A 20986-nucleotide genomic window follows, 5' to 3' on the forward strand; every position below is an offset into this window, starting at 1 on the left:
TCATTTCATGGGAAAGAGTTGCTCCCTTTAACTCAACGCCTCAAAAGGATGTCTTAAAAGAATTAATTATTTTTGTGATTAATAATTCTCTAATGATGCTAACGAGCAAGTAGCGTATCGAATGAAAAATAAGTGAGGTTTAATCAAGATTTTCTCCTACCGATTCTTTACGATCCCTACCATTTAAGAGGGGACGTTATTCCCACTTTTTCCAAGATTGTTGTTTTCCTGCGCTTAGATATGAATTCCTTAGTGGATTTCACATGTTTCAGTTCTGCAACAATCATAAAGCTGACAATGACGAGTAAAAGCCAAGAGCTTATTTTCCCGAGATGAACAATTTGCCAAGTCTGCTCTTGATTAGGATATGTCCAGGCGCCATAAAAAGTAGCAATATTTTCGGCAATCCAAATAAAAAACCCGATAAGAATGAATGAAACAATAAGTGGCATTTTGTAGGACGTTTTGTTTACTGTAAATGATACATACGTTTTAATGAAAACAAGAAGTATTGTTATCTTTAATATCCATCTTAAATCCATGATGTAATGGTGCGTATAAAAATTAAAATAGATACTTGACCCCAGCATGATTGTGACCCAGGAAGAAGGCCAACGATTTAATCGTAAATCTAATCTGCGCCATGCTTGGCACATATAGCTGGCCACACTTGCATACATAAACCCACTATACAGTGGCACTCCATATATTTTTGAAATGGCTTCCTCAGGGTATGACCATGAGCTCATTTGAACCTTAAATAATTCAAGGGCAAGTCCAATGAGATGAAAAACAATAATGACTTTAACTTCATCCATCGTTTCATACTTGAATAGGATCATCATGATTTGCGCCATTAGGCAAATCAGCAAAATGAGGTCATAACGTGCGATAAAGGGAATCTCAATCATTTTTGTTAATGCGAGCGACAAAAAAATAATGATGGGAAAGAGACAAGATTTTGCTTGCTCAAAGCCAAAATAGAGAAAGTTTTGAAAATGCTTCATATAAGACACCTCAACAAAACATAATTTTTCTTCATTTTATCTTGTTTTTTATTGTTATTCAATAATAAATAATTGTTTTTCAATATAAAACGTTATTATTACTTGTAGGGTTCTAAGGTTTCTTTTAATAAGTATAATTCTATTTATATCAGATGTTATTTTAAACCTAGATATCTATTAACCTAATTTGTTCGTCTTTTTTTTCATCACAAACATAGAATTATAATAGTAAGGAGGGGATGTTATACCTACAATGGAGATGGAAATCGTTATTATAACAGGGCTTATCTTTTTGCTAATATTAGCTACGATTGCGATCATTAGTTTAGTACTATCCTTCAAGAAGGAGAATCGTATTTGTTGTATAGGTGGGGGAGTTGCACTTGCGGTTGTCTCTTCCTCATTAGGTTTCTTCGCAGCGTCTTCCGCAATCTTCGTGGGTAGTGACGAGTTTGTAGAGATAGTCAATATTATAGCATTGGCTGTTTTGTTCCTTATTGCCCTTTTAGTGTCAGGCTTTACCTTGCTATCTGTAGTAAAGAAAAAAGAATTTTGTTGTTTAGGCGGAGGCTTTGCTCTGGCAGGAATAGGATACGGGGCAAGTGTCATTTTTATTGTGTCTCTCGAAGAATTCAACTTATTATTATTTATTCTATGGGTGATGATCTTACTAACAATTTCTATCACTGCTTTTTTGGTTATCCTCATGTCACTAAAAAAATGTCAAAGTGGCTTGTGTTGTTTTGCCGGTGCGATTGCACTAGCGGGAGTGGCCCTTGGGCTCGGTTCATTTTTTGCCGCTGGGACTGCGTTCAATGGTCAATTCACTAATATTACCCTATTGTTCATTTTAATGGGAGTGCTTTTAGTGGTTTTCACAGGAACTAGCCATAAAAAAGATATCTAAATATATTCGAATAAAAACGCTTAGAAGTTACTTTCTAGGCGTTTTTTCTTTATTTCACATAGTCTTTTTTATCGCTAATAGGTGGTGGGGATCTATATTATTATACAATCATCCACTTTTTTACTCGTCAAAGAAATGTAACGTTTTTTCCTTATCATTTGTATTCTCTGTTAGATAGGGATTTTCAACAGTTGCATCTTCGGGATCTAGATTTGTTTTGATTACGAGAGAAGGACTTGTGGACGGGTTCACAGCTATTTTTTTCTTAGAATGAAACGGCTTATTTTGCATATCAAACACCTCCTTTTTCTATTATCAGGTAAAGTGTGTAGACCATACGTGGAGGTTCCTTCCAGTGGTTGACAATGAAAGAAATAAACGATATAATTATCTTGAATTAAAGATAATTGAATTCGAGATTTTTTAAAATATATTTTGAGGTGATGGTAATGTTCACAATATATCGAGCTGATGATAGATTTAAAGCAGATCATGGTTGGTTAATTGGGCGACATAGTTTTTCTTTTGCAGAATTTCATGACGATACTAACGTAAGTTTTGGTCCGATGAGAGTACTCAATGACGATATTGTTAAGCCTTTACGAGGGTTTGGTGCTCATCCACATAGTGAAATGGAAATTGTGTCGCTTGTTTTAGATGGACAGTTGAAGCATGAAGATTCGACAGGTCAATCGGCTGTTACTACATTCGGTGGTATTCAAAGAATGACCGCTGGAACGGGCGTAGTTCATTCAGAAGTAAATCCTTCGAGTAATGAAGAGGTTAACTTTTTGCAAATGTGGTTTTTTCCAGACGAAAGCAATTTAACCCCTTCATATGAGAAAACAGAATTTAATGTTGATCAACTAAAAAATAATTTGCTACCTGTTGTTTCAAAAACACACAGTGGTAAAGAAATTGCATATATCAACCAAAATTTAACGATTTATTTATCTGATTTAGAAAAGGGCAAGGAATTGCCTTTTACACAAGATGAGGGAAGAAAAATATTAATTTTTGTTATAGAAGGGGAACTCTCTATAAAAGGTAAAACGCTGTATAGACGTGATTCTGTAAGAATTTCAAATAAAAGTAATTTGGATATCTTAGCAAACGAAAACACACGATTTATGTTAATTGATTTACCTGCATAATGACTTTTCACAACAAGTAAAGTGTAATGTAAAATGTTTAAATCTATCCTAATCAAACAGAAAGAGCTAGATAAGAATCTAGCTCTTTCTGTTTGATTATGGATGGTAGGTAAGGAATGACTGCTGTACAGTTCCATTAAAAAATAGAAGAGTTACTTCATCTATTCCACTTACTATAATTACTTAGAGTTAAATGCTTCCTTACTTTAGGTTCTGAAATCATCACCCACAATATCCCAAACCTCTTCTTGAAGAAAGGGTGCGGTACATTCGATTTTTTCGAAAGTTAATGGATGCTGGAAGGATATTTTTCGAGCGTGTAAAGCTTGATTTGGGAAAATCTGTGTCCCGCCGTATAAAGTATCTCCTGCTAAGGGGTGACCTAGGTTGCTCATGTGGACACGAATTTGATGAGTTCGACCAGTATCGAGAGACAGTTCTACGAGTGTTAGTTTTGCTTTCGGGTAGTAGCACAGCTTTTGATAATGGGTGACCGCCGTTTGCCCTTTTGGAGATACCCTCCTCCTAGTAGGGTGGTGACGGTCTCTACCAATGTTTTTTTGAATGGTTCCTTTATCTTCTTTCATTTTTCCATGTGCTAGTGCCCAGTATGTTCGTTTAATTTTTCGTTCTCTAAGCATTCGATCTAAAATGGCTTGACTTAATGCGTGTTTAGCAAAAATTACAGCTCCAGTTGTATGTCTGTCTAATCGATGAATGGGGTAAGCTCGACATTGTTCCCCTTTTTCTTTTAAATGAAAGGCTACTCCATTAGCTAGTGTATTCGTTTGATCAGGACTATTTGGATGAGTATCGACGCCGGCTGGTTTGTTTACGACTAATAAATGGTCATCTTCAAACAAGATCTGTGCGTTCACATTATGAGGTAAAAAACCATACGCCTCCTCTTTAAATAATTCTATGGAAAGGAGATCACCTAACTTAAGCTCATTGTTCCAAGGTTGACCTAGTCCATTAACTTTTATCGCTTTTTCCATTCTAAACTGGTGAATCAGCTTTTTAGGGGCATTCCATTTTGTTTGGAGCAATTCATTGATCGTAAGTTTTTCAAATAATCCTGAAATTTGAAGGATAAATGTATTTCCTTGTCTTTTAAAGTTCATAAGAAACCTCTTTCTGTTTAATCGTAGCTATTGAGGTAAATGAATTGATAGCGGTTCCATGGAGATAATTACCACGTTAGCATGTAATTTGATTGTGTTATTCTTTAAATGTTGAGCTAGAATTATGTTAAGGAAAAAGGTGGGGTGTTAGTGAAAATTCAATCTGCATCGACGGAAATGCAAGAAGAGAAAATCCGCAATCTTATTAATTATTTTTATGTACGTATTTTTCCTATGTATTTCTCTGAACAAGAAATTCAACTGTATAAGAAGATGAATGTACTGTATATCTCTCCACAAAATCGCGAGTTCCTAGGGACGTTAAGAGAATCGTTTACGGTTATTTCTTGTCTTGATACGTTGATTTCCATTATTGAATCTAGTGATGTTAACCAAAACCAACATCACTATGAGCAAATGTTTGTGAGAAATGTAGAAATTTTATCACAAAAGGATGTATTTTTTCCTTTTTCCTATGCTCTTTTTGTACAAAAACTAAATCAATTTGATCCGCTTACTGTTTTTGATAAGCCAGCTAATGAATATTTAGCTTAAAACCCCTAATAAGGGGTTTTTTCTATTGATAAAGCGATGAATTAACTTTAAATATAAAAAATGCCGTCTTCCTCACTCGCATGAGTGAATAAATGTAAATGTAAATCTATATATAGTTAACATTTCGTGATTAATTCAGAAGAAATTTCATTATATAATAGTGAATATGCCCTTTTTATCTTATACTATTAATTGTTTCTTTTTGCAACGAAGGTACAAAAAAAGTGCTCATTTTAAATAATCGAGCACTTTTTTTAGGTTATGACTGATTAAGTCGGCCCACATATTCCTTTACCATTTCTTCTGAAACAAGTTTACGTTGGGGAACGACACCTGATTTGGCCAGCTCATTCATTTCGTTTGTAATAGAGTTAATTTTATTAGTTGTAAACGATTTGTTTTGCTGACATAAATGTATAGCCTCGGAAATAAATACTTCACGTTGTTGCTCTAATGTAGCAAATTGTGAGGCGATTTCATTATGCTTTTTGGTTAGTTTAGTTATCGCTTTATGTACACTCATATGGTCACTCCTATCAAATGCTTCTTCTATTATGCCTCGTTATGGATAAATCCTGCAAGATTTTCTTCTAAGAAAAACGCCTTTTGCTAGCACGAGAGAAATTAAGTATATTATTTGATGTTAGCTGAAACGTATCGAAGGTACTAGAAAGATGGGATTGGAAGGTTATTTTAGGGGAATTATTTGATCAAGCTTCCTAGCGTCGAATAAAAGCAACGGATGTATATCTTTCTATGAGGGTAAAAAATGAGATGATTGAAGTTGAGACTGTTGATGTTAAACTGATGGATATACAGATATTCTATCGTTAATAAAGCTGTTTTCTTGGTAGTGGCAGTAGATGAAAATAAAAAGGCGTATCCTTCTGAAGAAAGTGTACGCCTTTTTATTTATCACTATCATCAAAAGGTCTTAATAAATGTTAACGAGGTCTTTTAAATAGTTGGCATTTGTTGAAATGGTCAGCGGGAATCATTCTCTATAAAGTTTTACTTTCTTTATGATTATTTTGTTACGGTATCTTGGTCAATGGTTCCCCATTTGTTAATTGCGATTCCCATATAAACCATCGTAATGATGAAGAAGGCATACCACGGTAAATATCCTCCAAATAAAGAAGCAAAAACATCGAGAATGGTAGGAGCTGTGATGGCATAGATGCCGATAGCATATAAAATTCCATAGGAGAGTTTTTTGTTGAGAATAGCTGCAATGATGAGGCCAATTAATGCATATAGGAGCCCAAGAATCAACTTGCTGACGAAAAACCAAGTGATAATAATGAAACCAATGAGAAGACTTAACCACTTAATAAGAGGGAGAAAATCTAATATAGATTGCTTATCAAGTGAAAAGTTACCAAAATCTTTATACTTAAATTCATCTATTACAAAATTGCTTTTGTTAATAATACGATCCTTTAAAATGAATAGGGCTGAATCATATGTTTGTATTTCAGCTCTCATTAAGTCTATGTCTATATTTTCAGCATCATCAATGATGATAATCGTTCCTTCATCTTCAATTATAACCTGCTGGTCTCCTTCAACGTTTAATTCTCCATTATTTAGTGTGAAATCTGGTAACTCTGACTCTATCTCATCAATAAATCCATCAATTAAATTTGTGAATTTGTAACTTTGAATTATAGCGAAAAACAAACCTATCGTGAAGGTAAGTAATAATAAATACAGAACGGCACGACCAACCCCTTCAGTAGCCATATTTTGGAATTGATTTGGTGATGATACTGAGTATCGGACTTTTTGAATAAAAGATTTCTTATTTTCTTTCATTTATATACTCCTTTCCATTTTCTTAATAGGCTGAGGACTTGAGGCAATAGATTCCTTCTCAAAAATAAGGACAAATGGGATGTGATTTAGGTGGTCGGTATTTACTTCTAAATCATTTTTCTTCGTGAAAAAATTAAATGAGTGTAGAGGCGTTGCTCACTTGAGACTTATACAGAAAATATAAAATCGGTGCCTACAAGAAACTCATTGCCAGCTTGTTAATATCTTTATGTTCAGTCACCTACCTTCTATGACTAGTAAAATGAAAGTGCTTAATCAAAATGTAAGGAATATATATGAGAGGTGAAATTGAATTGTTCCTGTGGATAGGTGGCTTCAATGGGTACATTTTCACCTTAATTTGTTATAATTTAAGTAAACTGTTTGGAGTAATCTTCATTGTGAATGGAGGAAGAAGAACTTAAAATTGATAAATTAGAAGTTACTTAAAAATGTTGAATTCACCTTATGAAAGCGGTAGACTAAAATACCATATACCGATTTAGGAGGACTAGGATGAACTGGAAAGATATTTACCAAAAATGGATAAAAGATAATCAATTAGATCAAGAATTGCGTTCACAATTAATGAATATAAAAGATGAAAGCCTGTTAGAAGATGCTTTTTATAAGAATCTCGAATTTGGGACAGGGGGAATGAGAGGAGAAATAGGCCCTGGTACAAATCGAATGAATTTATATACAGTGAGAAAGGCTTCAGAGGGACTTGCCCGATATATTGAAAAGCATGGTGAAGAAGCTAAAAAGCGTGGGGTAGTGATTGCTTTTGATTCTCGTCATAAGTCGCCAGAATTTTCGATGGAAGCAGCAAAAACGTTAGCTACACACGGAATTCAGACATACATATTTGAATCGTTACGTTCGACTCCAGAACTATCATTTGCTTTACGCTACTTAAAGGCATTTTCTGGAATTGTGGTAACAGCTAGTCATAATCCTCCTGAATATAATGGATACAAAGTGTATGGCGATGATGGTGCTCAGTTACCTCCTAAAGAAGCTGATAAGGTCATTGCAATGGTTAATAAAGTGGAGAATGAATTAGCCATTCAAGTTGAATCAGAGGATGTATTGAAAGAAAGAGGATTAATAAAAGTGATTGGTGAAGAGATTGATCAATCCTATCTAGAGCACTTACTATCTATTTCTGAGAACCCACAAGCAGCTAAAGAGACGTCGTTACGAGTGGTCTTCACTCCGCTTCATGGAACGGCGAAAATGATGGTAAATCGTGTATTTGATGCACTAGAATATGAGCATGTCTACATCGTCAAAGAACAGGCTGATCCAGATGCTAACTTTTCTACTGTTGCTTCACCAAACCCAGAAGAACATGCGGCTTTTGAGTTAGCCATTCGAGATGGAAAAGAAGTAGATGCAGATATATTAATAGCAACAGATCCAGACGCAGACCGCGTTGGTGTAGCCGTTAAAAAACCTGATGGAGAGTATGTCCTACTGACCGGGAATCAAACTGGTGCCATAATGTTGAACTATATATTAAGTCAGAAAAGTGAAAAGAACACACTTCCTGAAAATGGAATTGTCTTTAAAACGATTGTAACTTCTGAGCTTGGACGTCAAATAGCCCAAAAGTACAATATGGCAACAGAAGATGTTTTAACAGGATTTAAGTTTATTGGAGAGAAAATTAAACAATATGAGCAGTCAAAAGATTATACATTCGTCTTTGGTTATGAAGAAAGCTATGGGTATTTAATTGGAGACTTCGCTCGTGATAAAGATGCTATTCAAGCGGTATTGATTGCGACGGAGGCAGCAGCATACTATAAAAAACAAGGGAAAACACTTTACGATGTTTTACTTGACCTATATGAAGAGCATGGATTCTATAAAGAAGGAATGAAATCACTTACGTTAAAAGGAAAGCAAGGAGCGGAACAAATCCAATCGATTTTACTTTCATTACGGGAAGAACCAATCAAAGAACTAGCTGGAATAAAGGTTTCTTCCATTGAAGATTACTCAACGTCTATCCGTAATGACCTAACATCTACAAAGCAAACAACAATCAATTTACCGAAATCTAATGTGCTGAAATACTTTTTAGAGGATGGCTCATGGTTCTGTATCCGCCCATCGGGAACAGAGCCGAAAGTGAAATTCTATTTGAGTGTAATGGATGATTCATTACAAAATAGTGATAAAAAACTTGAAAAGTATATGAAAGCATTAATGGAAAAGGTAAATGGTCTCCTTCATACTAACTAGTAATAAATGTAGGAAACCTTTCTATTTAAAAGGAGAGAGTTTTAGATGAAAGATCAAGTTGCGATTGTGACTGGTGCCTCTAGAGGTATTGGAAAGGAAATTGCATATCAGCTTGCTGAACAAGGTGCAAAACTTGTGTTAATAGGAAGTTCTGATGAAATCTTTGCATCAGCAGAAGATATAAAGGCTCGTGGGTATGAACATGTACTCCCCATAAAAGCAAATGTTGCAGATGAGGAAGCTGTTCAAGGAGCGATAAATAAAACACTCGAGAAATTTGGAACAATTGATTTATTAATAAATAATGCAGGAGTAGGTTTTTTCAAGCAGGTTGAAGAAGTAACGGTTGATGAATGGAAGCATCTGTTCGAAGTAAATGTGCAAGGTGTCTTTATTCTCTCGAAAGCGGTGCTACCAACGTTGAAAGAGAAGAAAGGCGGAACGATTCTTACTATTTCTTCAGATGTAGCAAGGTATACGATTCCTAATGGCGCAGCTTATACAGCATCGAAATATGCCGTTCAAGGCTTCTCTGGCTCACTTGCTCAAGAAGTTCGTGAATATGGAATTCGTGTTGGAACCGTAAATCCAGGAATGGTGGATACGTACTTTGCTGGGTCAAACCAAGGCTCTCCAGATAAAGAAGAATGGCTTAAAGTAAAGGATATCGCCTCGGCTGTTGTATATATGGCAAGTGCACCGAAACATATGGTGATTGACGAGATGGTCATTCACCCACTAGTTCAGCAATATCCAATAGCGTAACAAAAAGCGAAGAGAGAATAGGTCTCTTCGCTTTTTTATTCGGAAGGATTCGGTTTAGAAATAGAAATTGGTTATTAGACAAGTTGATTGTCATTCATTTGTCAAAAGGTGTATGGATAGAATGGCTGTAGAATTTTCACAAAAATGCTTATTCTCAGCCGAAAGTCGTAGGAAATCTTCCAGCTAATGTCGAATATCAACTTTAGTCTATTTGATTATAATAATAGTAAGAGATTTAAGGGATTGAGGTCATTGCCTATGAATGAAGAGTTTTCAAGTAATGTTCAACTTTTAAAAGAGATTGCTGAAGTGTTAAATGAAGAAACTGAAATGGAGTCGATGCTTAAACAGGCTGTAGAGCGATTAGTGAAACGTACTTCGTTTACAGCGGGTTGGATTTTTTTTGTGGAAAATCAACAAACACATACCCTCATGACTCAAATTGGTCTACCCCCTGCTCTTACACATGAATCATGTAAGGGGATGAAGGAGGGGAACTGTTGGTGTGTGAACAAATACCGAAAAGGTACACTTAAAAAAGCGTCTAATATAATGGAGTGCAAACGAGTAGACGATGCAATTGCATCGAAAAGAACAGATCACCAAGGGATTCTATATCACGCAACAGTTCCACTTCAATCAGGAGAAGAAGCTTTTGGTCTATTAAATGTAGCAGCACCGTATAAAAGTTTTTTTAACGATGAAGAATTAGCCTTACTGGAATCAGTAGCCTTTCAAATTGGTTCAGCCATTAAACGAATTACGCTTACGAAAAAGGAACAAGACATAAGAGTGATGGCGGAGAGAAATCGTTTGGCTAGGGATTTACATGATTCTGTTAATCAATTGTTATTTTCCCTTACATTAACAGCAAGAGGCGGAAAGGAATTAGCCGAGAGTGAAGAGGTAAAAGAGATTTTCCACGATATACAAGATCTTTCTCAAAGAGCATTGTCTGAAATGAGAGCCTTAATTTGGCAGCTGCGCCCTAGAGGGCTCGAAAACGGACTAGTAGAGGCGGTAAAAGGCTATGCTGAAATGCTGGGCATTCAGGTGAATTTTTCGGTAAAGGGTGTCATTTCTCTCCCTAGTAATGTGGAGGAATCATTATGGAGAATTACACAAGAAGCACTAAATAATAGTAAAAAGCACTCAGGTGCTGAAGAGGTAAACGTATATTTAGAATCGACGATGTCATCAATCAAATTAATTGTAGAAGACAATGGCTGCGGCTTTCATGTTGACCTGAAAAACACCCTTCCGTCGATGGGAATTCAAAGTATGAAAGAACGTGCAGAAGGATTAAATGGACTGTTTCGAATGGAAAGTGTAGTAGGAAAAGGGACGAAAATTGTGACAGAGCTTCCGAAGTAGGAGGAGAAGAAATTGACAATTAAGGTTTTAATAGCAGATGACCATCATGTTGTGAGAAGAGGATTGGTGTTTTTTTTAAAGACGCAAAAAGATATTGAGATTATTGGGGAAGCACAAAATGGAAAAGAAGCGGTTTCATTAGCTAATGAACTCAACCCTGATGTCATTTTAATGGATTTTATTATGCCGGTGATGGATGGGGTTGAAGCCACTCGTATCATTAAGCAAAACGAGCCGAAAATCTCGATTATTATGTTGACTAGTTTTGCAGATCAAGAGCATGTCATACCAGCTTTAGAGGCAGGCGCATCAGGTTACCAGTTGAAAGATATCGAACCTGATGAGCTTGTAAAAAGTATTCGGCAAGTCGTAGAAGGAGAGAAATCACTTCACCCTAAGGCGACGTCCCAACTACTAACTAAAATGATAAAACCTGACCAAAAAAATCGTTTGGATGATTTAACAAAGCGAGAGATGGAAGTGCTACAACAGTTAACAAAAGGAAAAAGCAATAAAGAGATTGCGGCTAGCTTGTTCATTACAGAGAAAACAGTAAAAAGCCATATTTCAAATATTTTTTCCAAGCTAGATGTGGCCGATCGTACTCAGGCTGCCTTATATGCTGTGAAACATGGAATTGTATAAATCATAAGAAAAGGAAGAGAAAAATGAATATATTAATTATTAATGGAACACCTAGGAAAGCTGGTAGAACAAGAATTGCCTCCAAATATATAGCAGATAAATACCAATTTCATTTGATTGACTTATGTGAACAGTCGATTCCACTTTATACGGGAGAAGATGTACAGAATAAAGAGTCAGCAATTATCAATCTGAAAGAAATGGTTAAAAATGCAGACGCCATTATTTTAGCTTCCCCAGAATATCATAGTGGAATGAGTGGCGCGTTGAAAAATGCGTTAGACTTTTTAGGTAGTGAACAATTCTCACATAAGCCAGTAGGGCTCCTTGCCTGTGCAGGTGGTGGTAAAGGTGGAGTCAATTGCTTAAACAATATGAGAACAGTTGCAAGAGGAGTGTACGCAAATGTTATTCCTAAACAGCTTGTATTAGATCCTGATAGCTTTGATAACGAGCGTCAAACTTTATTGCCAGAGGCTGCAATTAAAATCGATGATTTAATCCAAGAGCTCCTGTTGTATACGAAAATAAGCATCGAACTAAAAAAGAATACGTAACGCGATATCCACGAAGAGTTGGATGATAAATGTTTTTTATGAATGGTTATATCTTGTTTTGATTTCCATTCTCTATAAATTTTTTCTCATTAAATAATTTGATTATTACCACCTGTGAATGATTCATTCACAGGTGGTTTCATTTTTTCTCCCTAATCTGAAATAAGTGGAGAAAAATTAAACTTTCATGAAGGTTTGTTCCACTTCAAAAAATCCAGAAATTTGGCTATTGGCATGCTCTATATACCGCATTAGGCAATAGAATTTTCCTTCTACTTCCTGATAATCTTTTGAAAAATTATAAGCATGCAAAAAATGTTCAATTCGTTTAGACAAAAGGTCATCCTTTGTTCGGACCATTAGGATTAATAAATTATCCCATTCCGAACGATGAGTGTAATACAATGCACGATCGTAATCGACCTTGTTCATATACTAACTCCCTCCTTTTGAAGGGTTGTCATTAGTATGTGAACAAAAAGAATTTGTAACGTTGAAAAAGTTGGGTTTGTTTCTATTACGCGAATTCCTTCTATTGGCTGAATAAATAAAGCTACTAGTAAAATTATAGTCGCTTTAAGAAGTAATGAAACAACAATGGTAAATGTAGAAGTTAATTTAGGAAGGATAAACGGTTAATTGCTTAAGTATGATTTTAAGTCCATGGTTAAAGATAAGGTCATAACATTAATATAGGAGATCCATTTTGTTATGAAGAATTTATCTATTTACGCAATTGTTTTCATATTATTCCTGTATCCCCATTCTCAAGCGAAGGCATCTAGTTTGAAAATGACCATCCAGCTTCTTCCTTGGGAAGAAGTGACCAAGGTTATACCAAAAGGAGCGAAATTTGACATTGTTGATGTAGAAACAGGACAGCGCTTTTCTGTACAAAGAAGAGCAGGCAGTGATCATGCCGATGTTCAACCAATAACTCACGAAGATACGAAAATAATGAAAGAAATTTATAGTGGGAGTTGGAGCTGGAAAAGAAGGGCCATTATTGTGGCTTATGATAATCAGTTAGTTGCAGCATCGATGAATGGTATGCCGCATGGTGCTGGTGCTCTTCGAAATGGATTCCCTGGCCATTTTTGTGTTCATTTCTTAAATAGCACAACGCATAGCTCTTCTACTCCAGACATGGCTCATCAAATAATGGTATTTAAAGCTGGAGGAAGGATTAAGGAATACTTACTTACTTTATCCAATCAACATTTACTTGAGGCACTTGCTGCTGTTATCAATAACGACGATCAATCTATTTTATCTCTGATTCTTAGCCAGAGTGATAAACATGATTTCAAAATCATTTCAACGATTGATACCATTGAGTATATTCATACAGAAAAAATGGATGTATCAGAACTGTTTAAGAAATTTGAAGTGAAGTCGAAGGTTTATATAAAAAATGCAGGTCCCATTGTATTAACTATTTCTTTTTTCTTTGTAAAGGATCCGATTAATAATTCATGGAGCATATTAAGTCAAAATCTTACGGAACAGTTGTGAGATAATCCATTACGATATTTGACAATATTTAGAATGAGAACTGTTAAGGGAAACGTTTGTCTTAAATAACCAAACAATAACATTATTCATGTAATGATAGGAAAAGATAAGCTACATTAAAGTACAGACAAAGCGAATATTCCTATCATTTTTTTGTTCTCAGTTTATAGACCATGTAAAATACAACCTCATTTTTCCCCGGGTAGGCTCATACATATAAATTATGAGCATAAAGGGGGAGAGCATTTTGAGAGAAGATGAACAAAAACAGTTACAAAACGCGATAGGAGAGATTACTGAAATAGCGAAAGGGTTTGGACTAGATTTTTACCCTATGAGATATGAAGTATGCCCAGCAGATATTCTTTATACTTTTGGAGCTTACGGAATGCCTACTCGTTTTTCTCATTGGAGTTTTGGAAAGCAGTTTTATAAAATGAAACTTCATTATGATTTAGGATTAAGTAAAATTTATGAGCTTGTCATCAACTCAGACCCATGTTATGCCTTTTTATTAGATTCTAATTCACTTGTTCAAAATAAACTAATCGTTGCTCATGTTTTAGCTCACTGTGATTTCTTTAAAAATAATGTGCGCTTTCAAAATACGAAAAGAGATATGGTTGAGAGTATGGCTGCTACTGCAGAACGAATACGGGAATACGAAATAATTCACGGGAAAGGGGAGGTAGAAAAGTTTTTAGATGCCGTACTTGCGATTGAAGAACATATCGATCCATCATTAATGCGACCTAAGCTGTCTTGGTCAATGGAGGACGATGAGTGGGAAGACGAGAGTGTGCAAGTTTCACCTTATGATGATTTATGGTCTTTAGATGAAAGAGAAAAGAAGAAACCTGAAAATAAAAAACAAAAAAAATTCCCTCCTCAACCTGAAAAGGATATTATGCTTTTTATTGAACAATATAGCCGAGAACTTGATGATTGGCAACGAGATATTCTAACAATGATGAGAGAGGAAATGCTCTATTTTTGGCCACAGCTAGAGACAAAAATTATGAACGAAGGCTGGGCATCGTATTGGCATCAGAGGATATTACGTGAGTTAGACCTTACAAGCAGCGAAGCAATTGAATTTGCCAAGCTAAATGCTGGCGTAGTTCAACCTTCTAGAACAAGTATTAACCCCTATTACTTAGGGATTAAAATCTTTGAAGATATAGAAGAACGCTACAATAATCCGACTGAAGAAATGAAAAGAAGAGGGGTTGAAGAAGGGTCAGGCCGTGAAAAGATGTTTGAAGTACGAGAGATTGAGTCTGATATTTCATTTATCCGAAATTACTTAACAAAAGAACTTGTCATGAGAGAAGATATGTACCTTTTTCAAAAGCAGGGGAAAGATTATAAAATCGTTGATAAAGATTGGAAAGAAGTACGAGATCAGCTTGTAGGAATGAGAGTTAATGGAGGGTTTCCATATATAACGGTTAATGATGGGGATTATCTAAAAAATGGAGAACTTTATTTAAAGCATTGGTTTGAAGATGTAGAGCTTGACCTCAAATATTTAGAAAAAGTACTACCATATATCCATCAACTTTGGGGAAGGACCGTACATTTAGAAACATTAGTTGAAGGTCGTAAAATGCTCTTCTCTTATGATGGAAGGAAGGTTCAACGGAAATATTTATAAAAATATCCAATTAAATAGAAGTTCGTCTTCAATATACATTCGGTGACAAAAAAATAAATAATATAATTAATTGAAATTTCGAACAAATGTAACCTAGCTTACTTCTTTATTTTTTGCTCTGCTTTATGATAGGAACTATATTCCATATAAGGGGGTTAGGAAATGGGAAACAAAACAGAAGTTGGTTTGTTATTGGCTAGAATCACATTAGGTGCAATCATGTTGGCTCATGGGGTCGATAAATTTATGAATTTAGAAATGGTCGTAGGCATGTTTACGGATGTGTTTGAATTACCTGCCTTTTTAGCTTATGCGACTGCTATTGTAGAAGTTGTAGCAGGAGCTGCGTTAATTCTCGGTCTTTTTGTAGAAGGTTCAGCTGCTTTAGTAGGAATTGTTATGTTAGGAGCTATTGCAACCGTAAAATGGGATTCAGGATTTTTCACTGGATGGGAATTAGATTTAGCTTTACTAGGCTTAGCAGTTGCTTTAACATTCGCTGGCAGTAGGTTATTCGCATTAACTACGCTCCTCAAAAAAAGATCTCATGAAATAAATAATAATGCGGCCTAATCGTTAAATACAGGTGGTTCTCAGCATTTAGTCCAACGGCAAACCCGAATGAAAATTCAAAGAAAAACGGACTACCGTTTAAAAGGTTGTCCGTTTTCTTCTAATTAATCTGAGAATTAATGCTCAGATAGGTTTACGTTTGATTTTTGATAGACTGCCAGCTGGTCAACTAGCGATGATGACGCTTCGTTTAAACCAACAATTTTAATGTTTTTGCCAGCTTCTCGGTATTTTAATACAATTTTATCAACTGCACCTACCGCAGAATCGTCCCATAAATGTGCTTGTGAGAAATCGACTGTTATATTTTTTGCTGAATCTTTAAAGTCAATTAATGAAATAAGCTCAGTAACCGAGGCAAAGAAAATTTGTCCTTTTACTGTGTATACTCTTTCTTGTGTCTTTTCGTCTAATATTGATGTTACTTGAACTTTTGATATTTTCGCTGCAAAGAAAATTGCGCTCAATAATACCCCTGCAAGTACTCCTTTTGATAAATCATGCGTTATGACTACTGTCCCGACCGTTACGATCATAACGATAGCATCTGTTTTTGGTATAATATGCAATTTCGTTAACGAAGACCAATCAAAAGTTCCAATTGAGACCATAATCATAACCCCAACAAGAGCAGCCATTGGAATTTGAATCAATACATCGTTTAATAAAATGATTAATACTAGTAAGAATAGACCTGCAACCAAGGTCGATAAACGGCCTCGACCGCCAGATTTTACGTTAATAACAGATTGTCCAATCATGGCGCAACCAGCCATTCCTCCGAAGAATCCAGCAACGATATTGGCAATCCCTTGACCACGGGCTTCTTTATTTTTATCAGAAGCTGTATCAGTCATGTCATCTACAATTTGAGCTGTTAGTAAAGATTCTAATAAACCGACTAATGCTAATGCTAATGAATAAGGAAAAATAATTTTTAATGTTTCAAAGTTAAATGGAATATCAGGAATTAAAAACAATGGTAGCTGTTGAGAAAGCTCCCCCATATCTCCTACTGTTCTAACTGATGAACCTGTAACTACCGCAATAATTGTAATCACAATTATTGCGATTAAAGGAGATGGAACAGCCTTTGTAAACCTTGGCAAAATATAGATGATCGCTAAACTTCCTGCAACCATCGCATACATTATCCAAGTTTCGCCAACAAAATGTGGTAGCTGTGATGAAAAAATTAATATGGCAAGTGCATTAACAAATCCAACCATAACCGAACGTGGAATAAATTTCATAAACCTTCCAACTTTAAAAACGCCAAATACTATTTGGATAACACCTGTTAAAATGGTAGCGGCTAGTAAATATTGCAGTCCATAGTCCTTCACTAATGTAACCATTACAAGAGCCATTGCTCCTGTAGCCGCTGAAATCATTCCGGGTCTTCCCCCAATAAATGCTATGACGACAGCGATACAGAATGAAGCATATAGTCCAACCATTGGATCGACTCCGGCAATAATGGAAAACGCTATTGCTTCTGGAATTAGTGCTAAGGCAACAACAATACCTGAGAGGATATCTCCTCTAACATTTCCGAACCACTGTTGCTTTAATGTTTGTGTATTCAAAAAAACACCTCTTTCTATTATATTTAATGAATTATCGATATAAACAAATTATAAAAACACTATTATTGGACGCCTTTACTTTATAACGTCCGGTCCGAATGCAACGGATTGAATTATACCATTCTATAACTATATTACATAATTTGATGTAAGCGCTTGAAATAGTATTTATCTCTTTTTTTCTCTTCTTTCCTTTCTTTTTGGTGGTGGAATATAAAAACAAACTTTTTCTGCTGGTAATAATAGTTTTTTGGATTGTCACCACAGTAACTTGATATTTAATGGTAGGATAAAAAGAGAGAGATCCATTGGAGTAAGGAGGAATGAATATGTTTAAGAAAATACTATTAGCCTCTGACGGTTCAACCCATGCACAACGGGCCGCAGAAAAAGCGGTGCATTTAGCTCAACTTGACCGAGGTGAACCAGTTACCATTGCCTATGTGGTGGACGGAGCAACATCTAAATCAGACGTGCTTTCCCAAGGAAGCAAAGAGCTTATTGAATTGAAAAGAAGAGAGAGACTGAATGAAACAGAGCAATTTTTTGAAAAAGAAGACGTACCGTATGAAGTAAAAATCTTAAAAGGTGAACCAGGTCCAACCTTAATTAAATTCGCCAATGAAAATGAATTTGATCTAGTCATTATTGGAAGTAGGGGGTTAAACTCCCTTCAAGAAATGGTCCTTGGAAGTGTGAGTCATAAAGTTGCGAAGCATGTCCAGTGTCCTGTAATGATAGTCAAGTAAAAATTTTGAAACACAGTGTGAGAGGGAGTTTAATTGTAGACAACCGTTTCCTATTAACCGTAGAAAAAAGCTTTGTTTTTCTATTAGTGCTTAATATTGTTTAAATTTTTGACATTCACAAAATAGTGATTAGTTAGCGATTAAGAAAGAAGGTTGCCGACATTATCGAAGCATAAAATCTCAGCGTAAGCTGGGATTTTTTTTATGGGGGAAGTTATCATAAAACCTGTGTTATGTCGAAATAATAAGGGTGAAAATGAATTATATGTTTCAGTACCATTCATCTTAACGAATCGTTCTTGACTCAGGTATGAAACCAAAAAAATTTACTGAAGTCGTACACTACTCTCTTTATTGAATAATAATAAACCTATATAATGTAATGTGCATATTGAAAAAAAGGGTGGATGAATGTGATTAAGAAATGGCTTGAAATATTTTTAGTATCTTTTCGGTTAGGGCTAACTTCATTTGGTGGACCTGCCGCCCATTTAGCCTATTTTCGTGAAGAGTATATAAAAAGAAGAAAATGGCTTGATGAAAGGAGCTTCGCCGACCTTATTGCTCTTTGTCAATTCCTTCCTGGACCTGCGAGTAGTCAGGTAGGAATCTCCATTGGGATGGTTCGAGGAGGAATTTTTGGAGGAGTAATATCTTGGATTGGATTTACTTTGCCCTCGGTTGTCGCGCTTGTTATATTTGCGTACATTGTCGAAAGTGGTGATGTAGTTGATAGCAGCTGGATCCATGGCTTAAAGCTTGTTGCAGTAGCTGTCGTAGCCCAAGCCATTATCGGCATGGGAAAGAAATTAACACCTGATAAGCAAAGGGTAACGATTGCAGTAGCAGCAGCGATTGCAACATTATTAGTACCAACTGCTACAGCTCAACTTGTCATTATTGGAATCGCTGCAATCGGTGGATATTTATTATATCGTTCTGAGGAAATTGAAGAAGTACCTAATCTTCCGATTAATATTAGTAAGAAGCTAGGTGTAATCTCCTGGACAATCTTCTTCTCTTTATTACTTCTTCTTCCGTTAGGTAGAGAGTTTTTTTCTTCGATATCATACGCTATTTTTGATACGTTTTACCGGGTAGGTTCTTTAGTTTTTGGAGGAGGACATGTTGTGCTTCCAATGCTTGAAAGAGAAGTGGTACCAAATGGATGGTTATCTGAGGAAATGTTTTTAACAGGCTATGCAGCGGCGCAAGCTGTACCAGGACCTTTGTTTACGCTCTCAGCCTTTCTCGGCGGAGCTATTGGAGGCTGGGAAATCGCGTTAATCGCTGTTCTTGGTATCTTTCTACCATCATTTCTATTATTAATTGGAGCACTTCCTTTTTGGAACACGATCCGTTCATTACCTTTTGCGCAAGGAGCTTTAAAGGGTGTGAATGCAGCTGTTGTAGGTATCTTGTTAGCTGCGCTTTATAATCCAGTGTTTACAAGTGCTGTCTTAAGTGGTGTAGACTTTGCTATTGTGTTAGTTGCATTTAGTTTACTGTATTATTGGAAATGGCCTGCATGGTTAATTGTAATATTAACAGCACTTTTAGGTTCACTAGCTACAATAATCAGTTAATTGGCAGCCTGAATCGGTATATCTTGTAAGCTGTTTAATTGGTATTCACTTATAAAAAGTGGGAGAAGTAAGGTTAAGTGGCATTTTTCTATAAAAAGAAGGATTCAGTGTTGTGTATACTGAATCCTTCTTATTTATATTAAGGAACTTCATGACCCATTGAGCTGTGGAGAATTTCAAACCACTGATCATGGTTTAGCGATATAGATAATGAATCAATGGCTGATTGAATGCGCTCTTTCTTTCCAGTACCGATAATAGGCATGATTTTGGTAGGGTGTTGTAACAACCACGAGTATAGGACTTGATCTATTCCGTCTGCACCGACTTCTTCCTTTATTTTATTTAATGTCCTCCGAAGCCTTTCTCCTTTTTCGCCTTCGGAATTGAAGACTTTTCCACCCGCAAGTGGAGACCAAGCCATCGGGGCAATACGCTTCTCTTGACAGAAGGAAAGGGTGCCATCTTCAATGTTTTCAAGCTCGTATGCAGAGAGCTCAATTTGATTCGTAATTAACGGCTCGTCAAGATAAGATTCTAGCATACGGTATTGATGAGATTTGAAGTTTGAAACACCGAAGTGACGAACTTTCCCTTGTTGTTTTAAAAGTGAAAAAGCTTCTGCTATTTGAGCAGGGTCCATCATTGGACTTGGACGATGAATGAGAAGAACATCGACATAGTCAGTATGTAAATTAGATAAAGACGTTTCGACAGAATGAATAATATGCTCTTTTGTTACATTATAATGATGAGAATTATGGAGTGGACGATTTTTACTCGGTAAAACAATTCCGCATTTCGTCACTATTTCCATTTTACTTCGTAGCTCTGGTTTTAAGGCTAAAGCTTCTCCAAATCGTCTCTCGCATGTATAATCCCCGTAAATATCTGCGTGATCAAATGTTGTAATTCCTTGTTCGAGGCAATATTCGATAAGCTCAAGTGTTTCTTTCGTTGAATAATCCCAGTCACTCAATCTCCATAGCCCATGAACGATTCGAGAGAAGGAAAGGTTTTCTGCTATTTTAATACGCTCCATTTGTTGGTTCCTCCTTCATTTAGTCCTTCTATTTTTAGAAATGCTTGATGCTCTACCGCCATTATAAACGTTTCTTACTCGAGATGTAACTACGTTATGAAATACGAGGTAAAAAG

21 protein-coding genes are annotated in these 20986 nt (G+C 35.9%); 13 read left to right on the forward strand and 8 right to left on the reverse strand.

All coding sequences use genetic code 11. The features are described 5' to 3' along the window. Window positions 1-176: 176 nt before the first annotated feature. A complete protein-coding gene (locus WAK64_RS04810; protein WP_336585807.1) occupies window positions 177-1007 on the reverse strand; it encodes a DUF817 domain-containing protein in 831 nt (276 codons plus the stop codon). 253 nt (window positions 1008-1260) lie between these two features. Here WAK64_RS04810 and WAK64_RS04815 point away from each other — a divergent pair, with 253 nt between their 5' ends. Beyond that, entirely contained in the window at window positions 1261-1914 is a 654-nt protein-coding gene (locus WAK64_RS04815; RefSeq protein WP_336585808.1) for a hypothetical protein, read from the forward strand. A gap of 120 nt (window positions 1915-2034) precedes the next feature. On the opposite strand, the gene WAK64_RS04820 is transcribed toward WAK64_RS04815, so the two are convergent. Beyond that, window positions 2035-2205, reverse strand: a complete 171-nt coding sequence (locus tag WAK64_RS04820; RefSeq protein WP_336585809.1) for a hypothetical protein — start codon at window positions 2203-2205, stop codon at window positions 2035-2037. 158 nt (window positions 2206-2363) lie between these two features. Between WAK64_RS04820 and WAK64_RS04825 the strand changes: the two genes are divergently transcribed. Further along, a complete protein-coding gene (locus tag WAK64_RS04825; RefSeq protein WP_336585810.1) occupies window positions 2364-3068 on the forward strand; it encodes a pirin family protein in 705 nt (234 codons plus the stop codon). Between the two features lie 206 nt (window positions 3069-3274). Here WAK64_RS04825 and WAK64_RS04830 read toward each other — a convergent pair whose 3' ends face one another. Then, complete coding sequence (locus WAK64_RS04830; RefSeq protein ID WP_336585811.1) at window positions 3275-4192, reverse strand: RluA family pseudouridine synthase; 918 nt, start codon at window positions 4190-4192, stop codon at window positions 3275-3277. Window positions 4193-4342: 150 nt separating this feature from the next. Here WAK64_RS04830 and WAK64_RS04835 point away from each other — a divergent pair, with 150 nt between their 5' ends. Then, the gene (locus tag WAK64_RS04835; protein WP_336585812.1) at window positions 4343-4747 is read left to right on the forward strand and encodes a DUF5365 family protein; all 405 of its coding nucleotides are present in this window, start codon (window positions 4343-4345) and stop codon (window positions 4745-4747) included. Window positions 4748-5006: 259 nt separating this feature from the next. On the opposite strand, the gene WAK64_RS04840 is transcribed toward WAK64_RS04835, so the two are convergent. After that, entirely contained in the window at window positions 5007-5270 is a 264-nt protein-coding gene (locus WAK64_RS04840; RefSeq protein ID WP_336585813.1) for a DUF2533 family protein, read from the reverse strand. Window positions 5271-5773: 503 nt separating this feature from the next. Then, a complete protein-coding gene (locus WAK64_RS04845; RefSeq protein ID WP_336585814.1) occupies window positions 5774-6565 on the reverse strand; it encodes a DUF1189 domain-containing protein in 792 nt (263 codons plus the stop codon). 516 nt (window positions 6566-7081) lie between these two features. Here WAK64_RS04845 and WAK64_RS04850 point away from each other — a divergent pair. From WAK64_RS04850 to WAK64_RS04870, 5 genes are all read left to right on the forward strand, one after another. Continuing rightward, entirely contained in the window at window positions 7082-8818 is a 1737-nt protein-coding gene (locus WAK64_RS04850) for a phospho-sugar mutase (protein WP_336585815.1), read from the forward strand. Window positions 8819-8863: 45 nt separating this feature from the next. After that, entirely contained in the window at window positions 8864-9583 is a 720-nt protein-coding gene (locus tag WAK64_RS04855; protein ID WP_336585816.1) for an SDR family oxidoreductase, read from the forward strand. Window positions 9584-9841: 258 nt separating this feature from the next. Then, the gene (locus tag WAK64_RS04860) at window positions 9842-10957 is read left to right on the forward strand and encodes a GAF domain-containing sensor histidine kinase (protein ID WP_336585817.1); all 1116 of its coding nucleotides are present in this window, start codon (window positions 9842-9844) and stop codon (window positions 10955-10957) included. Window positions 10958-10969: 12 nt separating this feature from the next. Further along, window positions 10970-11602 carry a response regulator transcription factor gene (locus tag WAK64_RS04865; protein WP_336585818.1) on the forward strand — a complete coding sequence of 211 codons (633 nt, stop codon included), beginning with the start codon at window positions 10970-10972 and terminating at the stop codon, window positions 11600-11602. Window positions 11603-11625: 23 nt separating this feature from the next. Beyond that, complete coding sequence (locus WAK64_RS04870) at window positions 11626-12159, forward strand: NADPH-dependent FMN reductase (RefSeq protein WP_336585819.1); 534 nt, start codon at window positions 11626-11628, stop codon at window positions 12157-12159. A gap of 177 nt (window positions 12160-12336) precedes the next feature. On the opposite strand, the gene WAK64_RS04875 is transcribed toward WAK64_RS04870, so the two are convergent. Continuing rightward, complete coding sequence (locus tag WAK64_RS04875; protein WP_336585820.1) at window positions 12337-12591, reverse strand: YhdB family protein; 255 nt, start codon at window positions 12589-12591, stop codon at window positions 12337-12339. Between the two features lie 279 nt (window positions 12592-12870). On the opposite strand from WAK64_RS04875, the gene WAK64_RS04880 reads away from it, so the two are divergent. From WAK64_RS04880 to WAK64_RS04890, 3 genes are all read left to right on the forward strand, one after another. Then, entirely contained in the window at window positions 12871-13674 is an 804-nt protein-coding gene (locus WAK64_RS04880; protein WP_336585821.1) for a hypothetical protein, read from the forward strand. Window positions 13675-13897: 223 nt separating this feature from the next. After that, window positions 13898-15331, forward strand: coding sequence for a SpoVR family protein (locus WAK64_RS04885; RefSeq protein ID WP_419465893.1), 1434 nt, complete (start codon window positions 13898-13900; stop codon window positions 15329-15331). Between the two features lie 162 nt (window positions 15332-15493). Further along, window positions 15494-15904 (forward strand): DoxX family protein, encoded by a 411-nt coding sequence (locus tag WAK64_RS04890; RefSeq protein WP_336585823.1) that lies wholly within the window; start codon window positions 15494-15496, stop codon window positions 15902-15904. A gap of 116 nt (window positions 15905-16020) precedes the next feature. On the opposite strand, the gene WAK64_RS04895 is transcribed toward WAK64_RS04890, so the two are convergent. Beyond that, window positions 16021-17493: a SulP family inorganic anion transporter gene (locus WAK64_RS04895; RefSeq protein WP_336585824.1), complete on the reverse strand. Its 1473-nt coding sequence runs from the start codon at window positions 17491-17493 to the stop codon at window positions 16021-16023. Between the two features lie 329 nt (window positions 17494-17822). Here WAK64_RS04895 and WAK64_RS04900 point away from each other — a divergent pair, with 329 nt between their 5' ends. Both WAK64_RS04900 and chrA read left to right on the forward strand, forming a co-directional pair. Continuing rightward, a complete protein-coding gene (locus WAK64_RS04900; protein ID WP_336585825.1) occupies window positions 17823-18242 on the forward strand; it encodes a universal stress protein in 420 nt (139 codons plus the stop codon). A gap of 416 nt (window positions 18243-18658) precedes the next feature. Continuing rightward, entirely contained in the window at window positions 18659-19828 is a 1170-nt protein-coding gene (chrA, locus tag WAK64_RS04905) for a chromate efflux transporter (RefSeq protein WP_419465896.1), read from the forward strand. 139 nt (window positions 19829-19967) lie between these two features. Here chrA and WAK64_RS04910 read toward each other — a convergent pair whose 3' ends face one another. Continuing rightward, entirely contained in the window at window positions 19968-20870 is a 903-nt protein-coding gene (locus WAK64_RS04910) for an aldo/keto reductase (RefSeq protein ID WP_336585827.1), read from the reverse strand. Window positions 20871-20986: the final 116 nt, after the last annotated feature.

The organism is Bacillus spongiae (assembly GCF_037120725.1).
In the GTDB taxonomy this organism is placed as follows: Bacteria; Bacillota; Bacilli; order Bacillales; family Bacillaceae_K; genus Bacillus_CI; species Bacillus_CI spongiae.